This window comes from Streptomyces sp. NPDC002730 (genome assembly GCF_042888805.1).
Lineage (GTDB): Bacteria > Actinomycetota > Actinomycetes > Streptomycetales > Streptomycetaceae > Streptomyces.
Map to the genome: position 1 here is coordinate 1 of NZ_JBIAQG010000026.1, position 20,716 is coordinate 20,716.

A 20,716-nucleotide genomic window follows, 5' to 3' on the forward strand; every position below is an offset into this window, starting at 1 on the left:
TCGCTACGAACGCAAAGCCGACCACTTCCTCGCCTTCACCAGCATCGCCTGCACCCTCATCTGCTACCGCAGACTCACCAAATGAGATGACGTCTAAGTAACACAGTCACCGACGCAGACGGCGACATGAGCACCCTGACCTTCGAGGTGTGGACGACTGACGCCAGCGGCAAGCCCAAGGCGCAGGTCAAGCTGACCGACGCCAACCCGTACGGCGTTCTGGTATCGGGCTATGTCGCCTCGGGCAAGCCCGCGTCCGTCCCCGTCCCGTACGGGAAGCTGAAGCCGGGCGTGACGTACACGTTCCACACCAACGCCTTTGACGGCAGCCTGTACGAGACCAATTGGTCCCCGTGGGCGAACTTTCGGATCGAGCCTTACGTGACGTTTCCTGCGCCGCAGGCGTCCTCGTCGATAGATCCGGTCGCGCAGAAGGTGATCGAGGTGACGCGTACCGATCCGGGCCCGGCGCTGTCCACGCTGCGCAAGGACGGTACGACCCTTGAGGCCGGACAGAAGCGGACGTGCGGCATGGCCGACGCGCAGGGGCACAAGCTGTGCATCGAGATCAGCCCGAAGTCCAACAAGGTCAAGCGGTCCTTGGCAGCCGCCCCTTACGTCGAGTTGGTCGGCTGGTGCTACGACAAGCCGTCCGGCAAGGACTACATGACCCGCACCGAAGCCTGCCTGAAGACCATCGGCAGCGGCACACTGATCTTCACCGACACCGATCCTGAGAAGCCCGCACTGGGAACGGCCACCTTCAACATCGAGCAGCGCATAAAGACCTACCCGAAGAAGGGCGACAGCGGCTCTGACTTCGCCGAGTTCGACCAGCAGATCATGCTGGTGCCGACGCACATCGACCCCGTCCTCAAGGGCGTCCACATGAAGTGGAACGTCGGGTCGACGTGCAAGTCCTGTGTGACGTCGAACATCAGGTGGGCGGACGACCAGAACAACCCAGCGGGTGGTGATGCGTACTGGCCCATCGAGATGGACGACCGGTACGGCGGCCGGTGGGGCACCATCCAGACCACCTGGTCCGGCACTGGCAAGGAGATCATCGACCTCGGATGGTCGATCACCGCCAACGTGGACGCCGGCGGAAACCCCGCAACAGCGAACTTTGGCACCAGCGGTGACGTGCGAGTGAGGGAACTCGCCCCGCGCTGCGACGACATCCTCACGGGTGTGGCACCCGGCTGTGTGCTGCCGTTCTTCAAGCCGACCTACACCGTCGACACCAACCTCTACCCGGCGGCCGGTGCGTACTACTGGCTGATGCAGGAGAAGATGCCCGACCACGCCGGCTCGGTGAAGTGGGACTCCCTCCTGCACTACCTCGGCCCGGACACCACGGTCACCAACCCCAACACCGGCAAGCCGTGGACCTCGAAGAACAGCCGCGACAAGGTCTGCCCGGACAGCTGGACCGCGCACCCCAGCGACGCGTCCCTGGGGGCCTTGGGCTGCGACGAGTACGCGATGGCCTCCACGCACGAGAGCGGAGGCTTCCCCGGCGGAGTCAACCAGGTCGGAAACGGTAACGAGTGCGCCCAGCTGTACGCCGACAAGCTAGGCGACGGCAGCGCCAACTTCGGTCTGCTCGCGGACACCCGCGTCGCCAAGAACGGCCCCACCGGCAAGGAGCGCTGCGGGCGGGCCGCGGTCCCGAGAGTCCAGAACGAGGAAGCGTTCAAGAAGCTCCAGCCGTCGGTGTGGCGGCTGCTGGATGATGACGGCTTCTTCGTCAGCAATCCCGGCTTCGAGCACTGCGCAAACGCGAACACCGTCTGCACCTGGCGCAAGGTCGGATAGCAGTTCCTGAACGCACAACGGGGGGACCGACAGATTCCGGTTCCCCCGCTGTAATGTCAGCCAGCAAACGGCACCCACGCCGCCTCGATGTCGGGATCGGTCGGCGGCCCCCACGCCAGGCCCCCATCGGCCAGACCGGGCCTGGCGCCCGTGACAAGGGAGGGCGCTTCAAGAGCATCGGCCATCTCTTCCAGGTAGGTGGTCAGCGACGCGTACTCGGGCCGACGCTCCCCGTACCGGTCCCAGTAGCAGAGCTGTCCGGTCTCAGCATCCAGGTAGAGGCCATAAGTGCGATCGTCCGCGCCGAACGAGCACACCGGAATCCAGGAGACCGTCCAGAATGTGAACTCGTCGTCGCCGTCCCGCTGCTGGGATCGCATCTGCTGCTGGTAGAAGCTGACCACCGAGTCGAGGTCCATCAGGGCCCAGTTCTCCATCAGGAACCGTGCGCCGTGCACGTTGTGGACACCAGAGTGCAGGGACCACAGCGCTTTCAGGTCCGCGGGGATCCTTACACCCAGCGCTTCCTCTAGTGCGGCGATTTCGCCTTCGGATGCGCCGGCCTTGAGCGATGCGTACGAGGCCGGAGCGTGGGCGTGGAGCCAGGTTTCGATCCGCTGCCACGCACCGGTCACCTGCCGCGCCGCAATCTCTTCCAGATGGGGGTCCGGCGCCTGGTCTCGGTCGTGGGCGTCGGTGCCGGTGCCGGAGGCGGGCAGCTGTGCCCCTGCGATGTCTCTGATCTGTACCTGCCCCTCCACCAGCAGGGGAGGGCCGTAGGCGTAGTGCACGTGCAGCGCCGGGCAGTCCTCGAAGGTGTCGCCGTCGATCTCCGCGACGTAGAGGTACCGGTCGCCCGTGGGGCTGCCCAGCAGGGGGTTGTCCTCAAGCTGCCTGCACAGCACCTTCAGGGCGTATTCAACGCCCTTCCCCAACTCTTTGCAGAGCTCCTGTATGTCCGCCGGTATTTCAACAGCCACAGCCTGCTCCTCGTCAGTCGCCGAATACTCAAGGCTCTCAGACCCCGGAGCGGTGGCGGCCGGTTGGCCTGTACCGGGGCCCGGCCGGACGGGGCCGGGCTGCGATACGGGACAGCCGCCCGCCTGCTGGTTCTTCAGCTGGGGCGGGGTGGCGCAGCAGCCGGGTGCGGGGCCCGCTTCGGCCGAGCCACCCCGCCCCCCGGATCATCGGTCCCGGAGCGATCCAACCACTTCGAAGTTCATTTCGTTAGGAGTTCTTAGGGGCAGGAGGAGCCGTCGGTACCGCCTGGATGGCCGGGCTCGTCGTCGGGCTGCACGAGGCCGGTGTGGACCTAGCCGAGGCAGATCTGTTCATCGACCTCGGCAGGCGCGATCGTCGGCGCCCTGCTGGCCTCCGGCCAGAACTGCAGCCGACTTGCCACCCCCGCGCGTGCCGTTGGTTCCCAGGGCACTCCGCCCCAGGTGGACGCTGGTTTACGCGCTGCGTGAGTTGAAGATCGGGGACTTCGGCCTGGGAGTGACCTACGCCTGCGCGGGGCTCGGTGCCGTACTTGGTGGTGCGCTCTCGGGGTGGGTGGTGCGAAGACTGGACGTTGGTGCCACCTTGATCGTGTTCCGCATCCTTGCCGCGGTTGCCTGGCTGCCGCTGGTCCTTGCTGAGCGTGGACCGTGGGGGCTGCTCTCGGTATCGCTGGCCTTCTTCGTGATGTCCTTGGCGATCTCGATCGAAAGCCCGGTGGAGATGAGCTATCGCCAATCGGTGACGCCCGACCGGCTAAGGGGTCGGATGAACGCCACCATCCGCTCGTTCAACTGGGGGATGGTGGCGGTGGGGGCGCCGCTCGGCGGATTGCTCGCCGACCAGGCCAGCTATCGGTTTGCCTTGTGGGTGGGACTGTGTGGAGCGGTCGTCCAGGCACTCGTACTCGCGGTATCCCGCACCCGGGACGCCCGCGCCGCCGATGAACTCGAGCCCTTGGCGACTGCGTAAGACAGGGCGGCGCGGGCGGTGTTGCGGCAACAGGCACTCAGCCTCTGGTCAGGCAGAAGGGGTGCCCGGCCGGGTCGGTGAAGACCCGCCACCTGTCGCCGCCCGGTTGGTACTTCGGCTTGACCGCGCCTAGCTCCAGCAGCAGGTCCTCAGCCTCGTCAAGGTCATCGACCGCGAAGTCGAGGTGGACTTGTTGCGGGACGGTCTGGTCGGGCCAGCGCGGAGCTTGGTAGTGATCGACCCTCTGAAAACCGATGAAGTACTCGTCCCCTCGGGTGAGCCCGGCGAAGTCGCTGGTGGACTTTTCGTGGAGTTCGAGCCCGGTGGCCTGCTGATAGAACGCGGCCAGCGCCAATGGGTCGGGGCAGTCAAGTGTTATCGCCGTCAGCTTCATCTGCGCGGGCATGGAGACTCCGTAACGGCTATCACACTCTCGGACTTTCGCGATGTCCCACGATAAGGATCAGCACCACACTTCGCGATCTAGTTTCGCGTCAACGCAGAGCCCCAGCGCAGAGTGGGGTGTCAACCTGTGCTTCTTTTCTGAGCCTTTCGGGGAACAAGACGCTTCGTGCAGGCTCGGGCACCACGTTCCAGGCCGCGGTCAGCACTGCGACGGCGTGGCTGTCCACCAGGTGCGGCGCGCCGAACGCCATTGCTGCATCGAGTAGCGCACCCCCGGCTGTCCGCCACGGATCCAACACAACCTCGTCGCCGTCCTCGTCGACGTACTCACCCACAGCTCGCCCGGTCGGCAGGGCTGTGCCACCAGCGCGATGCAGACCACCCAGAACCTGGGCCAGATAGCAGTGTTGTGCGTCTCTTGGCCTGTTCAACGCCTGCCTGGGCGCCGGCTCGACCGACGCCGTCGGCTACGGCGCCGCCTTCGGCCTGCTGCTCGCACCGTGCGCCCCGGCCGTCGTGCTCACCGCCCGCGCCCGCAGCGCGTGAGCCGAACCGCTTGGTGGCCAGCGGACCATGGTTCTCACAGCGGGCGTGGGGGGCGGCGCGTGGCTAGTGTGACTGTCATGAACGACGCTTCAGTGACCCGGTTCTACGATCAACTTGCAGCGGACTATCACCTCATCTACGGCGACTGGGACAGCGCAGTAGTGCGCCAGGGCAAGGCTCTGGATGCAGTGATCCGCTCAGCCCTTGGTGCAAAGTCCGCCGCGGTGCTGGACTGCGCATGTGGGATCGGTACCCAGGCTGTTGGCCTCGCGCTGCAAGGACACCGGGTCACGGGTACCGACATCAGCCCGGCTGCCGCCGAGCGTGCGGGGCGGGAGGCGGCTCAGCGCGGCCTGAAGATGCCCACGCAGGCAGCCGACATGCGATCGCTCCCATTCGAAGACGCCGCCTTCGACGTTGTTGTGTGCGCCGACAACTCCCTGCCTCACCTGCTGACCGCGGAAGATCTGCGCACGGCGCTGGGCGAGATGCGCCGCGTGTTGCGCGGCGGGGGCCTCCTGCTGATCAGCACCCGGCCCTACGACCAGATCCGGCAGTCCCATCCCGCCTCGACGGCCCCGCAGCTCCATGGATCAGGAAGCGGTCGGACTGTCACCTTCCAGCTGTGGGACTGGCACGAAGATGGAGAGCACTACGACTTGGAGCACTTCCAGTTGATCCCCGACGGCCATGACTGGCGTGTCGAGGTACGGCGTACCACGTACTGGGCCCTCACCAAGGAACAGCTCACCGGTTTCGTGACTGAGGCGGGATTCGATGCGCCCGCGTGGATGCTGCCCGAAGACAGCGCCTTCTTCCAGCCTCTCCTCACGGCGCGGGTTCCCTGACGCGGGCTGCCACCTTGGGATGCTATCGCTGAGAGTGGTCGAGCGGGCCTTCGCCTGGCTGCACGGCTTCCGGCGCCTGCACGTCCGCTGTTGAACGACGTTGCGACATCCACGAAGCTTTTCTCAAACTCGCCAGCTGCTGCCTCATCACCACCGCCAACTCAGCTCACTGTGTTGGCCGTTGTTGGTCCATGTAAGCCGCGAAGCCGCTGTCGTGAATCACGGGACACGCTTGTTGCGTAGTGACGATCCAGGCATCGACCTCATCAGGGGATGTCCTGATGGCGCTGATCAGCTCTTCGACGACTTCCAGCTTCGACTTGTGCACGTTCATCCTGAGTTGCTCGATCGACACCTCCTGATACGACAGGCTCAGCTGCCACCACAACCGCATGAGATAGCGGCACTCTTGCTGATCCCGGTCGTCCGCGAGCCGGTCATGGATCACTGCCTGGACCCGTCGCCGCTGAGCTTCGTCACGAAAACGCTCACAGAGGTCCGTCAAGGTCACGGTCGGACACTACCAACCACGTTCATCAGCTATCGATCAGTCAGCAGCAGGTTTTCGACGACTCTCCCGAGCCAACGTGCTCAGCCGTCTGGGAGAAGATCAAGCCCGGCTGGCGAAGCTGGCCGGGCCGGGTGTCGCCTGCGGGGGGAGGAGTCGATGTCGGAGCCGAGACCGGCGGTGATCCACCGCAAGCCGCCGGACACACGGCCAGGCAGGCTTTGCCGTGCCTGATGACACGATCAGGGTGAAACCGGGCAGCTCATTCCGTCAGGAGCTCTAACAACGGCTAACACAATGACGTGGAAGGTTGGCGACGCCTCGGTTCATGACGGCCGCCCGCCGAACTGCCAGTTGTGAACCTCGATGTCGGCGTATCGGTCCGGGGTTAGGACGGCGCGTGCCGTGTCCGGGTCCGGTGCCCGCACCAGCGCCGCCGTACCCAGCCAGGTGACGCCGTCATCAGACAGCAGCGGCCCGTACGCGATCAACTCGTCCTGGTCGGGCGGCACGGCGAGGTCGGCGGCCTGGCCCGTGCCGAGGCCGAGCACCAGGTACCGGTTGCCACCGGTGCGGCCACCGGGGAAATCCCACATGGTGCGCCCCAACGTGTTGCGCCACCGGCGCAGCAGCACGTCGCGGTACATGCCTGCCTGGTAGCCAGGCTCGTCGAAGGCGAACGCGCGGGCGGCGGCGGGATCTGACAGGTCGACGATGTGCACGCTGCCGGTGGGCGCGTCGCCGTCGCTGGTGAGGGTCGGGCCGCGGGCGATCATCTCCGTCGCGTACTGGTCCATGTAGGACCAGTGCTCCTCCAGCAGCTCGTGGCGCAGCGCCACGGAGCCGGGCCGATCGCGGTGGTAGCAGAAGAACTCCATGCCCACAGTCTTCATCACCACGCGCAACCCTCTTACATCGGCTCACACAATGAGTTGAGTTAGCGGTGGGTGAAGAGACAGCAGGCCACTTTGAGGAAGGCTTCATGGATGTCGGCTCATCGTTCCCAACGGATTCTGAGGCGTTTGAAGCCGTGAAGCCAGGCGAAGGTTCGCTCGACCACCCATCGGTAGGTTCCCAGGCCAGTTCCGTGCCGGGTGCCCCGGCGGGCGATTGGCGGGCACGATGCCCAGGGCTCGGACCTCGTCGCGGTAGATGTCGTGGTCGTAGCCGAGGTCGGCGAAGAAGGAGTCGGGCTATCGGCGCGGGTGGCCGACGCGGCCCCGGATGGGCACGCGCGTCGAGAGGGGCTGCCGCGCCGTTCTGCCGGTCGAGGTTCGAGCGGTGGACTGACCGGCCCAACTTCGTCTCACCCACCACCCGCCGACCAGCGGTCAGCTCCTGGGCGGCCCGACGCACCCACCCGCCGAGCGGCTCCAGGCTCACGGCCGGCCGCCTGTTCCGGCAAAGCTGGCCGGGCTGCCCGGCCGAGAAGGAGCCGCTCCTGCCGCCTGTAGCCGGGCCCGAGCAGGTCAGGACGGGGTTGTTGGCATCTGCGGTCCATCTCTCGTGGCGGTTACCCTCCCGTCAGGCTTTCGACCTTTCTCCGCGTTTCTCTCGTCAGTTCTTCCACTCGACTGATCTCCGCATTTACTTCCATGATCTGATTCTCGAGAATGACCGGGATTCCGACTCCAGCATATCGAGCCCTCTCGATTTCCAATTTATTCAACGAGCCGTAGTGGACGTTGAGGAGCGTACTCAGCCCTTCAAGTCTCGTTTGCAGCGCTTTTCTCTCAACGTGCAGATCTGTCCAGTTTCCGACACCGTCCGCGTCATCAATCAATTCGACTACATGTCTTCCAGTATTTGCGACGCCACTCTCTTGGTGCCGCCGATCAATTTCCTCGACAGACCGAGGGCTCCTCGCGAGGGTCGCGAGTTCATCCCTGATTTCCGACAGCAGGTCCGACAGGTTGGATTTGAGGTCCGAGGGGGTTGTATCAGCGACCACATCCTGCAGGCGCCCCATGGACGCGGCGAGCCTCTGCCCTTGGGCGGCCACCGACGCCAGCGAGGCGGCACGTTCGTAGAAAACGGTGAGATCACTCTCTCCGACTCCGCCTCTGGCCATAAGGAGCAGGTTGACCTCCTGCAGCGACATGTTCCGGGCGAGCCGGTCACAGATCGTCGGGACCAGGGCAGCGGCAGCGTCGTAGAGAGGGAAACCTGCGACACCAGTCCCCAGAGCCGGGAAAGAAATGCTTCGGATGCGGAGAGTTTCCGCCAAATCCAGGGCGCGGTTCACCAGGGCCCTGATGCATCGATAGTCCGGATACATTCTGCGGTCCAGGTCAATCGTCACCGCATGGAAGATGTATTTTGCAGGGAGTTTCCCTGCGGTCGTCACGGCCACATCGCCGATGCTCAGCGGAATTATCTTCCTGGAATGTTTAAGAACCTCTGAGCCGCCCGACCTCAGGAGAGACTGAGAAACTCCCCCGCCCATGGTCAGGTAATTGTCGTCGGAACTTACGAGAACCTCGGCATTTGAGTCCTGCAGAGGGCCGTAACTGACGCTGAAGGTGGAGCTTCCAATGCGGTAGACGGGTGAATTCCGCGACAACGGCTTGCACCTCTCATTCTTCCAGTCCGAGCCGACGACGCAGCTCGGACAGCCGGCTGCGCTCGTCCTCCAGCTGTGTCAGGAGATGCACGGGGGCGATTCCCGCGTACCGCGCTTCCTGCTCTTCGAGGATCTGGATACTGCGCTCATGAATGCGGAGTAGCTTGTTGAAATGCTCACGCTCCGTTGCTCCGATGCCGGATGGCCCCACGGTCGGAGGACGGGAATTGATTGGCAGCGGCCATGATGTCCAGTAGCGTCCGATGACCTCTACAGGGATCGCGTAACCGGTCCGCGGATCGCCGCTGTCTCCCCGGGGCCGGTCTCGTGTGACGACCATCCCGATCACTGCCGCGAGTTCGACGTCCCACACCGGCGATCCCGAAAAGCCCCGTTCCAGCGCGAAGCCAAGGGAGGAGTCCGATTGCAGCTGCAGCCGCTCGGCACCTGCGGCACCGATCACTACTCCTCGTGAGGGCACTCCGGTTTCCTCATGCCCTCGCGGGTAGCCATACGCACGGAACCGGTGGTCCCATACCCCCACTTCCGTCGAGCAGAGAGGGGCAGGCATGGTGCCCCGTGGCGGTGGCAGCTGCAGTTCGAGAACCGCCACGTCACCTGTGCCGATATTCGGATCCGGGTGCCATCCGTCTTCAACCACCCTCGCGGGAATCGACTGGTGCGGCTCTGCGTGCTGGAACTCGACATGCACAGTGTCCATCAGGGGCGTTCGCCACGCCTCGGCCATGACGACATGCGCGCAGGTGACGATATATCGCTCCCCCACGAAGATCCCTGCTCCTACTGGTGCCTCACTCGTGCTGCGGCGGACCCGCAGCAGCCAGGGGGGCCGCTCGATCGTCGAATCAAGCACCAGCCCGTCCCTCGCTCGACCGTTGCCACCCGAGCCTGACGGTGAAGTGTCCCTCTGCGGCTGTCTTCGCCACGACAACGCCGGCCTCGGCGTTCAACTTGAGCCCGAATTCGATCTCGAACTCGTCCGGCACCATTTCCCGCACGGTCTGGACCACCGCGCGAATGGTGGGACGTGCGGCTTGTAACGCTTCGTCCAACCGACGTCCTGCTTCGATCACTCCGTTGCGATCGCGAGATACGCGCTCAACCCCGAAAGATTCTTCGTCAACTTCGATCAGCACAGGGCCTTGCGTAGTCTCAAAGCGAACTAAATCGCTCATCATCACCGTCCGATGTTCTGTATGAGCACGCGGGCTAGCGTTTCCGGGTGATCAGCCGCTCCAGATGCTGGAGCTCTGGCAGTGGAAGAGTCCCCTCAATGGCTCGCCGACTTTACCCGGTTGGTCACTGACCCGCGCCCGAAGCTCCAGCTCAGTGCGGGCGGGGTTCTGACTTGAGTGCCAGACCTGACAGCGCAGCTGCCATGAAGGCGGCGTCAGTGCCTGCCGATACGGTCCGGCCATGACTGCCAGACCTTCTGAGGCCGGCGTGACGGAGCGGCCGAGGAAGCCCGCGCACTCCGAGCGGGTGCCAACCGCTTTCCAACCTCGCCCCCCGGCATCCACGGCACCCGCAAGCGATTCACGAAGAGAGACGCGACGTTCTAGCCCATCGGGTATCCCTTCTCGAACGCCCAACGGCCGGGCGGGTACGTCGCCTCGTCGACCTCCACCGGGTGATCCTGCATGTCGTATACGACGTGATGAACAATCAGCACCGCCGAACCAGGCTCCAGCTCCAGATCGCCTGCCTCCCCCTCGGTGGCCGGGCACACATCCGGTCCTCGGCATAACTGCCCTGCCGGCCAGTTGATTCTCGACGTACATCAGCGTCCCCTCCCGCCTCCGGTCCGAATCCGGGAGGTTCGGCGCACGCTCACCCGCATCCGGACCGAACCAGGAGGTAGACAGAGTGATCGGGCCCGGACTCATTCTTGGTAACCCGGTGCCGGTGCATCGCGCAGGCGCCGGCCGTCAGATGCAGCGCCTCGGCGACGTAGCTGGGAGCCTCCAGCCATCCGGCCGAGGTGATCAGTACGCTGATGAGGGTGACGCGCTTGATCGTGGCAGCAGGTGGAGGGGGCGACGCAGTCGCCGCCGCAATGCTCGACGCCGCCCTCTACAGCGGAGGGAGCCGGGCGGTGATCCTCACCTATGCGTGGGACCGCCTCTTGATCGACCTCGTGCCCGGTCCGCGAGGGCCGGCCAACTTCACCGGCCTGCGCCCTCTCACCAGAAGCGTCCAAGCCGTGCCCGCCGACGCGACACCCGTCGCGCCCGCCGGATCGACACTCCCCCGGCTTGCCGCCGAGCTGCCGCACACCTTCGCCCTGATCGACCCGCATCACGGCGCCGAGGGCATCACCCGCCAGCTCGAAGAGCTCATCCAGTACCTGGAACCTGAGTCGATCGACCTCCTGGACGTCGGGGGCGACATCCTCGCGCGGGGCGATGAACCAACCCTCCGCAGCCCACTCGCCGACGCCCTCACGCTCGCGGCTTGCTGCCAAGTCAACGCTCCCGTACGGCTCCTGGTCGCCGGCCCCGGCCTGGACGGCGAGCTTTCCGCCGACGACCTACGGAACCGTATGGGCCCACCGGTCATGACTCTCACGGCCGAGCACGTCGAGCCGGTCAGCTCGGTCCTGGAATGGCATCCCTCCGAAGCAACGGCAATGCTCGCGGCCACCGCCGGAGGAGTTCGAGGCCTCTGCGAAGTTCGGGACGCAGGTCTACCGGTCCCCCTCACCGACGAGGGCCCCACCGTCCATGAAGCCGACCTGGACGACGCCCTCAATCGCAACGCACTCGCCCGCGCCATCCTCGCCACGGAAACTCTCGACGAGGCCGAGCAGCACAGTCGTGAAGTGTGCGGCTACTCCGAGATCGACTACGAACGCAACAAGGCCAGTTGGCTCGGCACTCAGCCAGAGCAGAAGCTCGACCCCGAGTCCGCACTCCACCAACTCGACCGATTCGAGGCCGAAGCCCGCAGTCGGGGCGTCACCCACACGACGTTCCGCCGCATCACCGAGGCCCTTGGCCTCGGCGGCAAGCAGCGCCAGGACCTCAGAGCGTTGCTGCTCAGCAGCCGTCCTGAGCAGTACGCGGCCCCGCTCTGGCACATCCCTTCCGATGTGTCGAGCTTCGTTTGACGGCTGACGATGAGGCGTCGGGTGATGCTTGACGCCTGTCCTGGACGATCTTCCGCCGGGTGTACTCGCCGGGCTCGCTGACAACTACCTCCTTGCCCGTGGTACGGGGGAACGGCCGGGCTCCGTTCCCCCGTCAAGCCACCCGCAGCGAAATATTGCAGAGCCTTCTCTGCAGAGAATCCTCTGCAGAGAAGACTCTGCAACATACGCTGTTGGCATGTCCGACCAACCCGAACGCACACCAAAGCCCGCCAAGCCCACCCGGCGCATCGACGCGCGCAGCCTGCGGGGGCTGGCCCATCCCCTACGGATGAACATCTTTGAACTGCTCAGTCTGGACGGCCCCGCCACCGCCACCGGGCTCGCCGAACGCCTCGGGGAGAACACCGGCACCATCAGCTGGCACCTGCGCCACCTCGCCGAGCACGGCTTCATCGAGGAAGAAACCGGACGGGGCACAAAGCGCGAGCGCTGGTGGAGAAGGGTCGGCATCACGAACGAGCTGAACACCGCCGATTTCCGCGACGATCCCGACACCCGGGGCGCGCTGTCGGTCTACCTGCACGAACTGGTACGGCATTACTTCAGCCGGGTCATGAACTACCTCAGCGAGGACTGGGACGACAGGTGGCGGAGCGCCGGCACCATCTCGGACTGGCGTGACCTGCGGATGACACCGGATCAGCTGGAGGCGCTCAACGCGGAGCTGATGGCCGTCATCGCCCGCCATACCCCTGCCCCGGACGCCGAGCCTGCCCCGGACGCGCTCCCTGTCGTTGTGCAGCTCCAGTCCTTCCCCCGCAAGGAGCGTGGCGCCACATGAGCCAGGGCATACGCGGTGGCCTCCTGCGTCGCCACCGCGATTTCCGCCTGCTGTGGTGCGGCGAGACCGTCGGCAAGTTCGGCACGTCCGTCACCGGGGTGGCGATGCCGCTGGTCGCCGTCTCCACCTTGCATGCCAGCACGTTCAAGGTCGGTCTGCTGAGCGCCGCCGCCTGGGCCCCTTGGCTGATCATCGGTCTCCCGGTCGGTGTCTGGGTGGACCGGCTGCGGCGCAAACCGATCATGGTGGCCGCCGCCGCGGTCTCCCTTTTACTCTTCGCCGGCGTCCCGGTCGCCGCCTGGTTCGGCTGGTTGAGTATCGGACTACTGCTGGCCGTCGCACTGCTGACGGGCACGGCAGCGGTGTTCTTCCAGACCGCCTACAGCGCCTATCTCCCCAGCATTCTGGAACCCGATGACCAGCCCGAGGGCAACGCCAAACTGCACGGCAGCGCGTCCGCCGCCCAGATCGCCGGGCTCGGCTCCGGCGGCCTGATCACACAGTTGGCGGGTGCCGTGAACGGGATGTTCGCCAACGCCACGACATTCCTCGTCTCCCTCCTGTGCCTGGCAGGTATCCGGCATCGCGAGCCACGCGTCACCAGGACCGAACATCGCCCCAAATCATTGGTCAGTGAAGTCTGCGAAGGGCTGCGGCTGATCGCCGACGACCCCTGGTTCCGCACACTGACGCTCTTCGGGGCCGCCTCCAACCTGGCTCTGATGGGATACCAGTCGATCCAGGTGGTCTTCCTGGTCCGGAGTGTCGGCCTGACCCCCGGGCCGGTCGGCGCACTCATCGCGGCTACCAGCACCGGAGGCGTTGCCGGGGCCTTCGTCGCACGCCGGGTCGCCGGCCGGATCGGCACGGCCCGCGCCACGCTGCTGTTCGAACTGGGACTTCCCGTGCTCGCTCTGCTCATCCCGCTGACCGTCGGCGGTGCCGGGATCCTGCTCTTTGTGACAGGCGGCTTCTGCGTCTCCGCAGGCGTCGTGGCCGGCAACGTCATCAAAGCAAGCTTCCAGCAACGCTACTGCCCGCCGGATCTCCTCGGTCGCCTCACCGCAAGCACAGCATTCCTCAGCTACGGGACGATCCCTCTCGGAGCACTGCTCGGCGGCTTGCTCGGAACCGCGCTCGGCATCCGCACCGCAATGGCGATCACGACAGCGGGGGTCCCGCTCGCCGCACTGATCCTGTTCTTCTCCCCGATCCGGCGGTCCCGAGACCTGCCGACGTCCCGTCAGCCAACGAGCAATTCCAAGCTTCCGCTGGGTCCCGATGGCGAGCCGGTCCTACCTCGTCATTGACCACGACCGCGCCTGGCGACCGTCCCTCGGCGCCGAGCGCCAGGACCTCCCGTCGTATCTCACGGGAAAACTGCCAAGCGAAGTGAGAGCCAAGCCGTCGGCGTGCCAACGGTTCAGACACACCCCCACCCATAACCCACACCCACACCCACACCCACTGCCATGATCCATGGGACATCCGCGCGAGTCTCGATCCCGCCACCTCGGTAACGGCCCGCCAGCTCCTCTCGCTGTCCGGTGCTCGCTGACGGCGGCGACCACATCGACCTCCAAGACATGCTCCAACTGCACGCCCGCATCGGCGTCGACCTTCCCGCCCTACCGCGACATCGGTTCCTCACAGGAAAGCGCCTCAGGTAGCTCCTTAGCGCTTGAGCTGGCCCGTCTCCTCTCGGCGGCCGCACCGTCCGACTCGCCCCGAGCCCAATGCGACGCGCCTGCGGACGGGCGGTGTGTGTGACGTAGCGTCATGGTCATGACCGCGCCGTCACAGCAGCCACACCAGAGTCCGGGCCCGTACGGGCAGCCCGCCCAGCAGCAGTATCCGCATCACGTCCCGTCTCAGCACCCGTACGGTCAGGCCGGGCCCTATCCGCAGTTCTCGGGCGCCTGGGTGCCGCCGCAGCCCAAGAAGAGGGCGGGTCTGGTAACCGGCGTCGTCGCCGGCGCCCTGGTCCTGCTCGGCGGCCTCGGCTACACGCTGTTCCTCGTGCTGAACGCGGCCGGGGTCGCGGACGGCAACTGGCCGAAGGCCACACATCAACTGACCGTGCCGAAGACGCTGCTGGACGGCGAGTACACGCTGGCCAAGGACTCGTCGAAGACGGAGGGGAAGCAGAGCCTCAAGGATCTGCACGACCACCGTATTCGGAGTCATGCGGCGACCATTGCCTCCTACACCGGCGGGGTGTCCGGTTCCGACGCGCTGGTCATCACCGGTCTGCACGGACAGATCCGGGAGGCGAAGTACGTCCGCCGGGAGATGGTGCGGGGCCTCGAGGAACCGTCCGAGGGCAACGAGCTGTTCGCCCCACCCACGGACATCACCCCGGCAGGGACCAGCGTGACGCTGAGCTGCGCCGTGATGAGCTCCCACGACCACAAACCAGTCACCAACACTGCCTGCGCGTGGGCCGACGGCAGCACGGCAGCCACTGTGTTGTTCGCCAGCGCCGAGCTGGACAAGCAGCGCCCGGAGAACATCGACCTCAGCGAGTACGCAGAGCTCACCCTCGAGGTCCGCGCTCAGACACGTCAGCCGATCGGCTGATCCGACAGGAGGCCGCCCCGCCCAAGGTTTTCAGCCAGCAGGGAGGCACAACCGTTTGAAGGGCTCATCAGGCCTCCATTACGGTCGCGCACTGGGCACAGACGAGCTGGGCGTACTTCGGTGTGTACCACGATGAACCGGGATGCTCCGAGGGCTTCCAGGTGGCCGCCTCCATGGCGAACGTGTCGTGACCGCACAAGGTGCGTGGCCCTGGAGTGGTGGAAGACCCGGGAGCGGCGTTCGCCGCGTGCACCCGCAGGACGGGCCGCTCCTCTACCGGGGACCTTCCGGTGAATGATCGCGCTGCAGGCCGCTGATCGAGCTCGTACATCACGAAGATCTCGCTCATGTTCCGAGGGTAGGCCGATACGGCGGATCATGCAGTGGTGACGTGGACCCGTCTGCTGACCGCAGCAGCTTGGCCGATGTGCTCTCTCCCTGACTGTCAACCGGTGGATGCGCACATGCGAGGGCATATACCCCTGCCACCGTGTGAGGTCGGTTTGAGCATGAGTTCACGCTGAGCCCAGCTGCTCGCGGTCCGTGGTGCGATGATGCGTTCGTGGTCACAGACGCGGAGTGGGCTCGGATTCGAGGAAGCCTGCGTTTCGGGCAGGTCTTCGAGGGCACGATCGTGAAGGTTCCCCGTCCCGGTGCGATCGGGATCTTCGTGGACATCGGGCTGAGCGTCGGAGGCTTCGTCGACGTCCTGCTGCTGCCGGAACAGAATAGTGACTGGCCGGCGGAAGGCACGGTCGCCGACTTCGAGATCTGGTGGGCTGACAGCCGTCAGCAGATCCGGGCCGTCCGATCCTCGCTATCTGCGGAAAGACTTCACGGACTTCGTCGAACGCTTCCGGCCCAATTGGTCATCCGACGTCGGCCGTCCCGTTCGTGCACCAGGGGCCTCCGACCCCCGATGAGTTGCTGGCAATTCGCTCTGATGGAGTACCGGCCAACTCTCCGTGAGACGCAGGTGAGTTGGCCGACGGTCTTGGCGATAGTCAGTCAGCCGGCCACGGCTGAATCTGAAGCTCAAGCTCGGGTGCTAACGGGGCGGTATCGGCTCCGGTCATCCCGACGCTGCCCTGGCAAGTACCTGAGTGCCGTCAAAACTCGGGTTCTGGCTCAACTTCTGTGAGACGAACTCGGCCTCGGACACCACCATGCTGCGCGCCGTCACCACCCAGTCGATCGTCCCGGCGGGCTCGCCTTGGACGTGGGGGCGGTCTTGGCGTGATCCTGCGTGCTGTCCAGAGCGCGCGTTTCACCTTGTCGAGACCAAGACCGCCAGGGGTGAGTCTGCTGCATCACGATGTCCGGCAGGAAGCGATCGCGGAAGCGTCACGCTTCCCTATGAGGATGTGGCCGGTGAGCGGCCCGGTCACGCCCAGGACGCATATGTCGGTGCAACCCATTTCGAGGATGCGGAGGAACAGTCGCTGCCGCGTAGTTCGCGGCCTGCGCCGTCGAAGCCGCGTGGTGCCCTGGTTTGTCGGCGGGATTCATGACGGATGACGACCATCGCTCCATCAGCATGAGGCCGTAGAACGGTGCTGCGCCTGAGCTGCCGACGTGCGTTCGGAACTGTCGGGAAGGGTCAGGAAGAGCGATGTCGTGCTCGGCCTCGAGCGCGGCGATACGCGTTTTGGTCAGCTTGGATCCGAGGCGGAACTGGTGTTGTTCTTCTCCGAAGGAGTGGCTGCGCGGTGGCTGGAGGGCAGTCGCGGCCAGCTTGCGACGCAGGTGGGGACGGCCCCACCCATGGCAATAGAATGCTCGTTCTGCAGCAAGGGGGGAATTCCGCCTTGCCCCACCATGACCCACGGGGAAGACAATGCGGCGTTCAGCCATTCTCATCAGCATCAGTGCCATAGCCGTGTTCGGCTCCGCCTGCTCCTCCGGCTCGGATGGCAAAGCGGCGGAAGGCAAGGGACAGGTGTCGTCCACCGAGTGGTCCGCGTCCCCGTCCGCCGATCCGGGCTCCGCGGTACGGGCCGCGGTCGGCGCCGCGGAGAAGAGCACCGCCCGGATCGACGAAGAGATCCGGCTGACCAATGAGGGCAAGGACTTCACGATCGCGGTGAAGGGCATCTTCGACATGAAGGCCGACAAGGGTCGCCTGACGGCCTCGCTCGGGCAGACCGGCGGCCCCGCCGAGCGCGCGGTGCCCCTGGATGAGGTCTTCAGCGACGGCACCATCTACTTCCGGATGCCGGGTGAGAGGAACGGCGATACCGGCTGGCGCTCCACTCCCCGGGACAAGGCCGAGGTCCACTCCCTGATGCGCGCGCCCCTCAACGACCCGGAACATGTCCTGCGCCAGGTGGCCATGGCGAACGACGTGACCGAGGTGGGTCAGGAGAAGGTGAACGGCACCTCGGCCGTGCACTACCGCGGCAAGCTGGACCGCAAGGCCCTGCTGCTGCGGATGGCGCAGGACCGGCGCGCGAAGCTGGAGACCCCGTTGGAGCAACTGGGCGACAGGCTCCCGGCGTTCGCCGACGTATGGGTCAGCAAGGGCGGACAGATCGTCCGTATCCGTCTTGGCTGCGACTTCGGCGACGTGAAGGTCACGGCGACGGTGAACCTGACGGACCATGGCAAGCCCGTGGCCGCGCCGGTGCCCCCCAAGGATGCCCAGGCCGTGGCCGCCGACTCCGTCGGAGGCCCGCTCACGGGCTGATCGGCATGCGGCCGCTGGTTGAGCTTGCTCTCTATCTTCGGGAGTCACGCAGAGCGACCGTGTCGGGTTGACCCCTTGTCCGAGGCTCTCGACCAGGGTTCGTACTTGGGGCGGGCCTTCGTTGTTCGCCGGTTGTGCGGGCGGCCTTCGCGCGATCGTGTGCCGTGTCGAGTCAGGCATCTAATCAGCACGAAGGCCGTGAACATCACTCTGCCCCGATCCGGGCCCCGGCGGGAAGCGTTGGCGCAAGCCTCCCGGTTCCGGGGCGATTTCTATGCGTGTCTGACCGCCCGGCGCGATGAACTGTTCGAGCTCGCGGACGCGGTGTTGTGTGCGGACGGTCCGGTGAAGTCACCGGTGGACCTGACACTCGTGCCTGAACATCGGCGTGGTCACGGCGGGATGTACGGCGGCCTGAACAAGGGGCGCATCGACGTCGAGCGGCTGAGGAAGGTACTGGCCGCCCTGCCGCTACCGCGCTTTCCCGACGATCGGCTGGTCCTTGCCGTCGACGTCTCGCCGTGGCTGCGTTCCGACGCGCCGTGCTCGGCGGAGCGGCTGTTCTGCCACGTCTACGGCCACGCGAAGTCCGCGTCCCAGTTCATCCCGGGCTGGCCGTACTCCTTCGTCGCGGTCCTGGAGCCGGGCCGCACCTCCTGGACCACAATCGTGGACGTGGTCCGCCTGGGGCCGGCCGATGACGCGACCGCGGTGACCGCAGCTCAGCTCCGAGCCGTGATCGAGCGGCTCATCGCGGCCGACCAGTGGGTACCTGGGGATCCGGAGATCGTAATCGTGGGCGACGCCGGTTACGACATCACCCGCCTGGCCTGGGTGCTGAGGGACCTGCCCGTCGAGCTGGTGGGCAGGGTCCGCTCCGACCGGGTGATGCGGCTGCCGTAGCCGCCCCGCGTCTACGACCCGCAGGGCGGGCGCCCGCCCAAGCACGGGCCGGAGTTCCACTTCACCAAGCCGGAAACCTGGCCGGAGCCCTCCGTCGTCACGGCGACGGACACCACGAACTACGGCAAGGCCCAGACCCAGGCATGGGACCGAGTCCATCCACGCCTGACCCACCGCTCGGCCTGGCTCGACCACGAAGGCGAACTCCCCCTGGTCGAGGGCACATTGATCCGGCTGAAGGTCGCACCTCAGCAAGGACCGCGAGGCGCCGCCGGTGTGGTTGTGGTCCTCCAGGACCGGAGCCTCCCCGCCGGACGTGGACCGCTGCCGGCAGGTCTACCTCCGACGCTTCGACCTGGAGCACACCTTCCGCTTCACGAAGCAGACCCTCGGCTGGACCACCCCGAAACTCCGCACGCCCGAAGCAGCAGACCGCTGGACCTGGGTCCTCATCGCCGCTCTGGCCCAGCTCCGACTCGTCCGCTCCCTGACCGCGGATCTCCGCCGCCCCTGGGAAAAGCCCGTCCTGTCCGAGCAGTTGACCCCGGCCCGAGTCCGCCGCTGACTCCCGACTGCGCACCGTCCCAGTAAGACCGTCCAGGGGTGGGTGTCTCCTGATCGAACCCGCGTAAGCGTCACCAACGTTGTCACGACCGGCGTCCTGATCTTCTGCACCGCAGTCGTCATCGCGCTGATCAACTGCCACTGAAATCAAGCATCACAACGGGGAGTGGATCCGCCAGAACACCTTCCGTACCCATGCCGCAACCGCCACCGTCGCGCTCGCGGCGGGCTGTCCCTGACGGCTTGCCAGAACGACGACAATGCCAACGCGGCCAAGTCATGTGAACGGGCCTTCGCTTGTGAAGCGGCGCAGGTGGTGGGCGAATGTCTCGGCTTCGCCCGGGGGCCACGAGGACAGGCTCGCCACGATGTGGGCAGCCAGACGTGTTCGCAGTTCTGCCACTGCGAGTTCGCCCTGCTCGGTGAGGACGAGTAGGTGTGCGCGTCGGTCGGTGGGGTCGCTCTCGCGACGGATGAGGCCGGCGGCCTCCAGCCGGGAGGCGCGGCGGGTGACGCCGGAGCGGTCGACTCCGACGTCGGGGGCCAGGTCGGCCGCGCTGCGGGGTCCGGTCCGGGCAAGTGCGCTGAGTACCGGGTACGTCAGTTCGTCCACCGCCTCACCCATGCCCTTGGTGAGTTTCTTGTGCAGCTGTGCGCGAGTGGTGCGCCGCAGCAAGATGCCCAGCGCGTCTGCGATCTCGTGTCCTACTTCGTTCTCCACACTCCAAGAATAGCGTGCGCTGCGCACGCATCGCCTGTTACAGTGAAGGAGAAGCGTGCGCGGCGCACGCATTTCTTCGTTCTCGTCCTCGAAAGGGAAGTCCCATGATCCGCACTGGCATAAAGGCCGCCCTCACCGATCTGATCTTCAGCAGCGACCTCACCGTGCAGGAGGCTGCCGACCGCCACTTCACCCCGGAGTACCGCCAGCGCACCGACGGGCAGTGGGACGACCGCGCCGCGTTCGTCGAGCACATCACCCATGTGCGCACCATCGTCGCCGGCGGCCACGTCGAGGTTCACGACGAGCTGTATGACGGCAGCAAGTACGCCGACCGGCACACCGTGCGCGTCACGAAGAAGGACAACTCGACGGTGAGCATGGAGGTTTACGTATTCGCCGAGCTTGCACCCGACGGCCGATTCAGTCGCATCGAGGAGACCACCTTGATGCTCCAGGGCACCGACGCCGATCGCAACATCGGCAGTGCCCGCTAGCACCCGGCACTCGATCACCGACTTGAAGCATGTGGCCCGCGGGTTACAGAGACGTCTCGGGCGGCGAATCACCCGTTCCCAGACCCTTTCGACGCCCGGCCGGGTCGGAGACGAATGCTGCCGTATCCGTGGGTGTCAGAGACTGATACC

General features: G+C 65.8%; 18 protein-coding genes and 3 pseudogenes. 10 read left to right on the top strand and 11 right to left on the bottom strand.

Annotated features, from left to right (window positions below; all coding sequences use genetic code 11):
- The first annotated feature begins 126 nt into the window (after nucleotides 1-126).
- Nucleotides 127-1,821, top strand: a complete 1,695-nt coding sequence (locus ACFYXH_RS40170; RefSeq protein WP_389574172.1) for a hypothetical protein — start codon at nucleotides 127-129, stop codon at nucleotides 1,819-1,821.
- 56 nt (nucleotides 1,822-1,877) lie between these two features.
- Here ACFYXH_RS40170 and ACFYXH_RS40175 read toward each other — a convergent pair whose 3' ends face one another.
- Nucleotides 1,878-2,801, bottom strand: a complete 924-nt coding sequence (locus ACFYXH_RS40175) for an SMI1/KNR4 family protein (RefSeq protein WP_389574174.1) — start codon at nucleotides 2,799-2,801, stop codon at nucleotides 1,878-1,880.
- A 469-nt stretch (nucleotides 2,802-3,270) separates the two neighbouring features.
- On the opposite strand from ACFYXH_RS40175, the pseudogene ACFYXH_RS40180 reads away from it, so the two are divergent.
- A pseudogene (locus tag ACFYXH_RS40180) lies at nucleotides 3,271-3,792 on the top strand (MFS transporter); the annotation flags it as partial.
- Nucleotides 3,793-3,829: 37 nt separating this feature from the next.
- Here the strand turns inward: ACFYXH_RS40180 and ACFYXH_RS40185 are convergent.
- Nucleotides 3,830-4,198 carry a VOC family protein gene (locus ACFYXH_RS40185; protein WP_389574177.1) on the bottom strand — a complete coding sequence of 123 codons (369 nt, stop codon included), beginning with the start codon at nucleotides 4,196-4,198 and terminating at the stop codon, nucleotides 3,830-3,832.
- A 622-nt stretch (nucleotides 4,199-4,820) separates the two neighbouring features.
- On the opposite strand from ACFYXH_RS40185, the gene ACFYXH_RS40190 reads away from it, so the two are divergent.
- Nucleotides 4,821-5,591 (top strand): class I SAM-dependent methyltransferase, encoded by a 771-nt coding sequence (locus ACFYXH_RS40190; RefSeq protein ID WP_389574180.1) that lies wholly within the window; start codon nucleotides 4,821-4,823, stop codon nucleotides 5,589-5,591.
- 166 nt (nucleotides 5,592-5,757) lie between these two features.
- Here ACFYXH_RS40190 and ACFYXH_RS40195 read toward each other — a convergent pair whose 3' ends face one another.
- The 7 genes and pseudogenes from ACFYXH_RS40195 to ACFYXH_RS40225 all read right to left on the bottom strand — a co-directional run bounded on the left by ACFYXH_RS40195 (nucleotide 5,758) and on the right by ACFYXH_RS40225 (nucleotide 10,412).
- The gene (locus ACFYXH_RS40195) at nucleotides 5,758-6,102 is read right to left on the bottom strand and encodes a hypothetical protein (protein WP_389574182.1); all 345 of its coding nucleotides are present in this window, start codon (nucleotides 6,100-6,102) and stop codon (nucleotides 5,758-5,760) included.
- 323 nt (nucleotides 6,103-6,425) lie between these two features.
- Nucleotides 6,426-6,977 carry a YciI family protein gene (locus ACFYXH_RS40200; protein ID WP_389574260.1) on the bottom strand — a complete coding sequence of 184 codons (552 nt, stop codon included), beginning with the start codon at nucleotides 6,975-6,977 and terminating at the stop codon, nucleotides 6,426-6,428.
- Nucleotides 6,978-7,096: 119 nt separating this feature from the next.
- Nucleotides 7,097-7,328 (bottom strand): annotated as a pseudogene (locus ACFYXH_RS40205) (transposase); the annotation flags it as partial.
- A 284-nt stretch (nucleotides 7,329-7,612) separates the two neighbouring features.
- Entirely contained in the window at nucleotides 7,613-8,662 is a 1,050-nt protein-coding gene (locus tag ACFYXH_RS40210) for a macro domain-containing protein (protein WP_389574184.1), read from the bottom strand.
- Between the two features lie 13 nt (nucleotides 8,663-8,675).
- Nucleotides 8,676-9,536: a serine protease gene (locus tag ACFYXH_RS40215; RefSeq protein WP_389574186.1), complete on the bottom strand. Its 861-nt coding sequence runs from the start codon at nucleotides 9,534-9,536 to the stop codon at nucleotides 8,676-8,678.
- Complete coding sequence (locus ACFYXH_RS40220) at nucleotides 9,529-9,819, bottom strand: CU044_2847 family protein (RefSeq protein ID WP_362694185.1); 291 nt, start codon at nucleotides 9,817-9,819, stop codon at nucleotides 9,529-9,531. Before ACFYXH_RS40220 ends, ACFYXH_RS40215 begins: the two co-directional genes overlap by 8 nt.
- A 422-nt stretch (nucleotides 9,820-10,241) precedes the next feature.
- Entirely contained in the window at nucleotides 10,242-10,412 is a 171-nt protein-coding gene (locus tag ACFYXH_RS40225) for a UTRA domain-containing protein (protein WP_389574189.1), read from the bottom strand.
- Between the two features lie 267 nt (nucleotides 10,413-10,679).
- Here ACFYXH_RS40225 and ACFYXH_RS40230 point away from each other — a divergent pair, with 267 nt between their 5' ends.
- The 4 genes from ACFYXH_RS40230 to ACFYXH_RS40245 all read left to right on the top strand — a co-directional run bounded on the left by ACFYXH_RS40230 (nucleotide 10,680) and on the right by ACFYXH_RS40245 (nucleotide 15,195).
- A complete protein-coding gene (locus ACFYXH_RS40230) occupies nucleotides 10,680-11,792 on the top strand; it encodes a DUF1152 domain-containing protein (protein ID WP_389574191.1) in 1,113 nt (370 codons plus the stop codon).
- Nucleotides 11,793-12,009: 217 nt separating this feature from the next.
- Complete coding sequence (locus tag ACFYXH_RS40235; RefSeq protein WP_389574193.1) at nucleotides 12,010-12,615, top strand: helix-turn-helix domain-containing protein; 606 nt, start codon at nucleotides 12,010-12,012, stop codon at nucleotides 12,613-12,615.
- Nucleotides 12,612-13,925 carry an MFS transporter gene (locus ACFYXH_RS40240; RefSeq protein WP_389574195.1) on the top strand — a complete coding sequence of 438 codons (1,314 nt, stop codon included), beginning with the start codon at nucleotides 12,612-12,614 and terminating at the stop codon, nucleotides 13,923-13,925. Before ACFYXH_RS40235 ends, ACFYXH_RS40240 begins: the two co-directional genes overlap by 4 nt.
- A gap of 475 nt (nucleotides 13,926-14,400) precedes the next feature.
- Nucleotides 14,401-15,195 (top strand): hypothetical protein, encoded by a 795-nt coding sequence (locus ACFYXH_RS40245; protein WP_389574197.1) that lies wholly within the window; start codon nucleotides 14,401-14,403, stop codon nucleotides 15,193-15,195.
- A gap of 67 nt (nucleotides 15,196-15,262) precedes the next feature.
- On the opposite strand, the gene ACFYXH_RS40250 is transcribed toward ACFYXH_RS40245, so the two are convergent.
- Nucleotides 15,263-15,544: a hypothetical protein gene (locus ACFYXH_RS40250; protein ID WP_389574199.1), complete on the bottom strand. Its 282-nt coding sequence runs from the start codon at nucleotides 15,542-15,544 to the stop codon at nucleotides 15,263-15,265.
- A gap of 1,488 nt (nucleotides 15,545-17,032) precedes the next feature.
- On the opposite strand from ACFYXH_RS40250, the gene ACFYXH_RS40255 reads away from it, so the two are divergent.
- Both ACFYXH_RS40255 and ACFYXH_RS40260 read left to right on the top strand, forming a co-directional pair.
- Entirely contained in the window at nucleotides 17,033-17,881 is an 849-nt protein-coding gene (locus ACFYXH_RS40255) for a hypothetical protein (protein WP_389574202.1), read from the top strand.
- A gap of 204 nt (nucleotides 17,882-18,085) precedes the next feature.
- Nucleotides 18,086-19,346, top strand: a pseudogene (locus ACFYXH_RS40260) (NF041680 family putative transposase); the annotation flags it as partial.
- Nucleotides 19,347-19,625: 279 nt separating this feature from the next.
- Here the strand turns inward: ACFYXH_RS40260 and ACFYXH_RS40265 are convergent.
- Nucleotides 19,626-20,069 (bottom strand): MarR family winged helix-turn-helix transcriptional regulator, encoded by a 444-nt coding sequence (locus ACFYXH_RS40265; RefSeq protein WP_389574203.1) that lies wholly within the window; start codon nucleotides 20,067-20,069, stop codon nucleotides 19,626-19,628.
- Between the two features lie 104 nt (nucleotides 20,070-20,173).
- Here ACFYXH_RS40265 and ACFYXH_RS40270 point away from each other — a divergent pair, with 104 nt between their 5' ends.
- Nucleotides 20,174-20,566, top strand: coding sequence for a nuclear transport factor 2 family protein (locus ACFYXH_RS40270; protein WP_389574206.1), 393 nt, complete (start codon nucleotides 20,174-20,176; stop codon nucleotides 20,564-20,566).
- The last annotated feature ends 150 nt before the right edge of the window (nucleotides 20,567-20,716 follow it).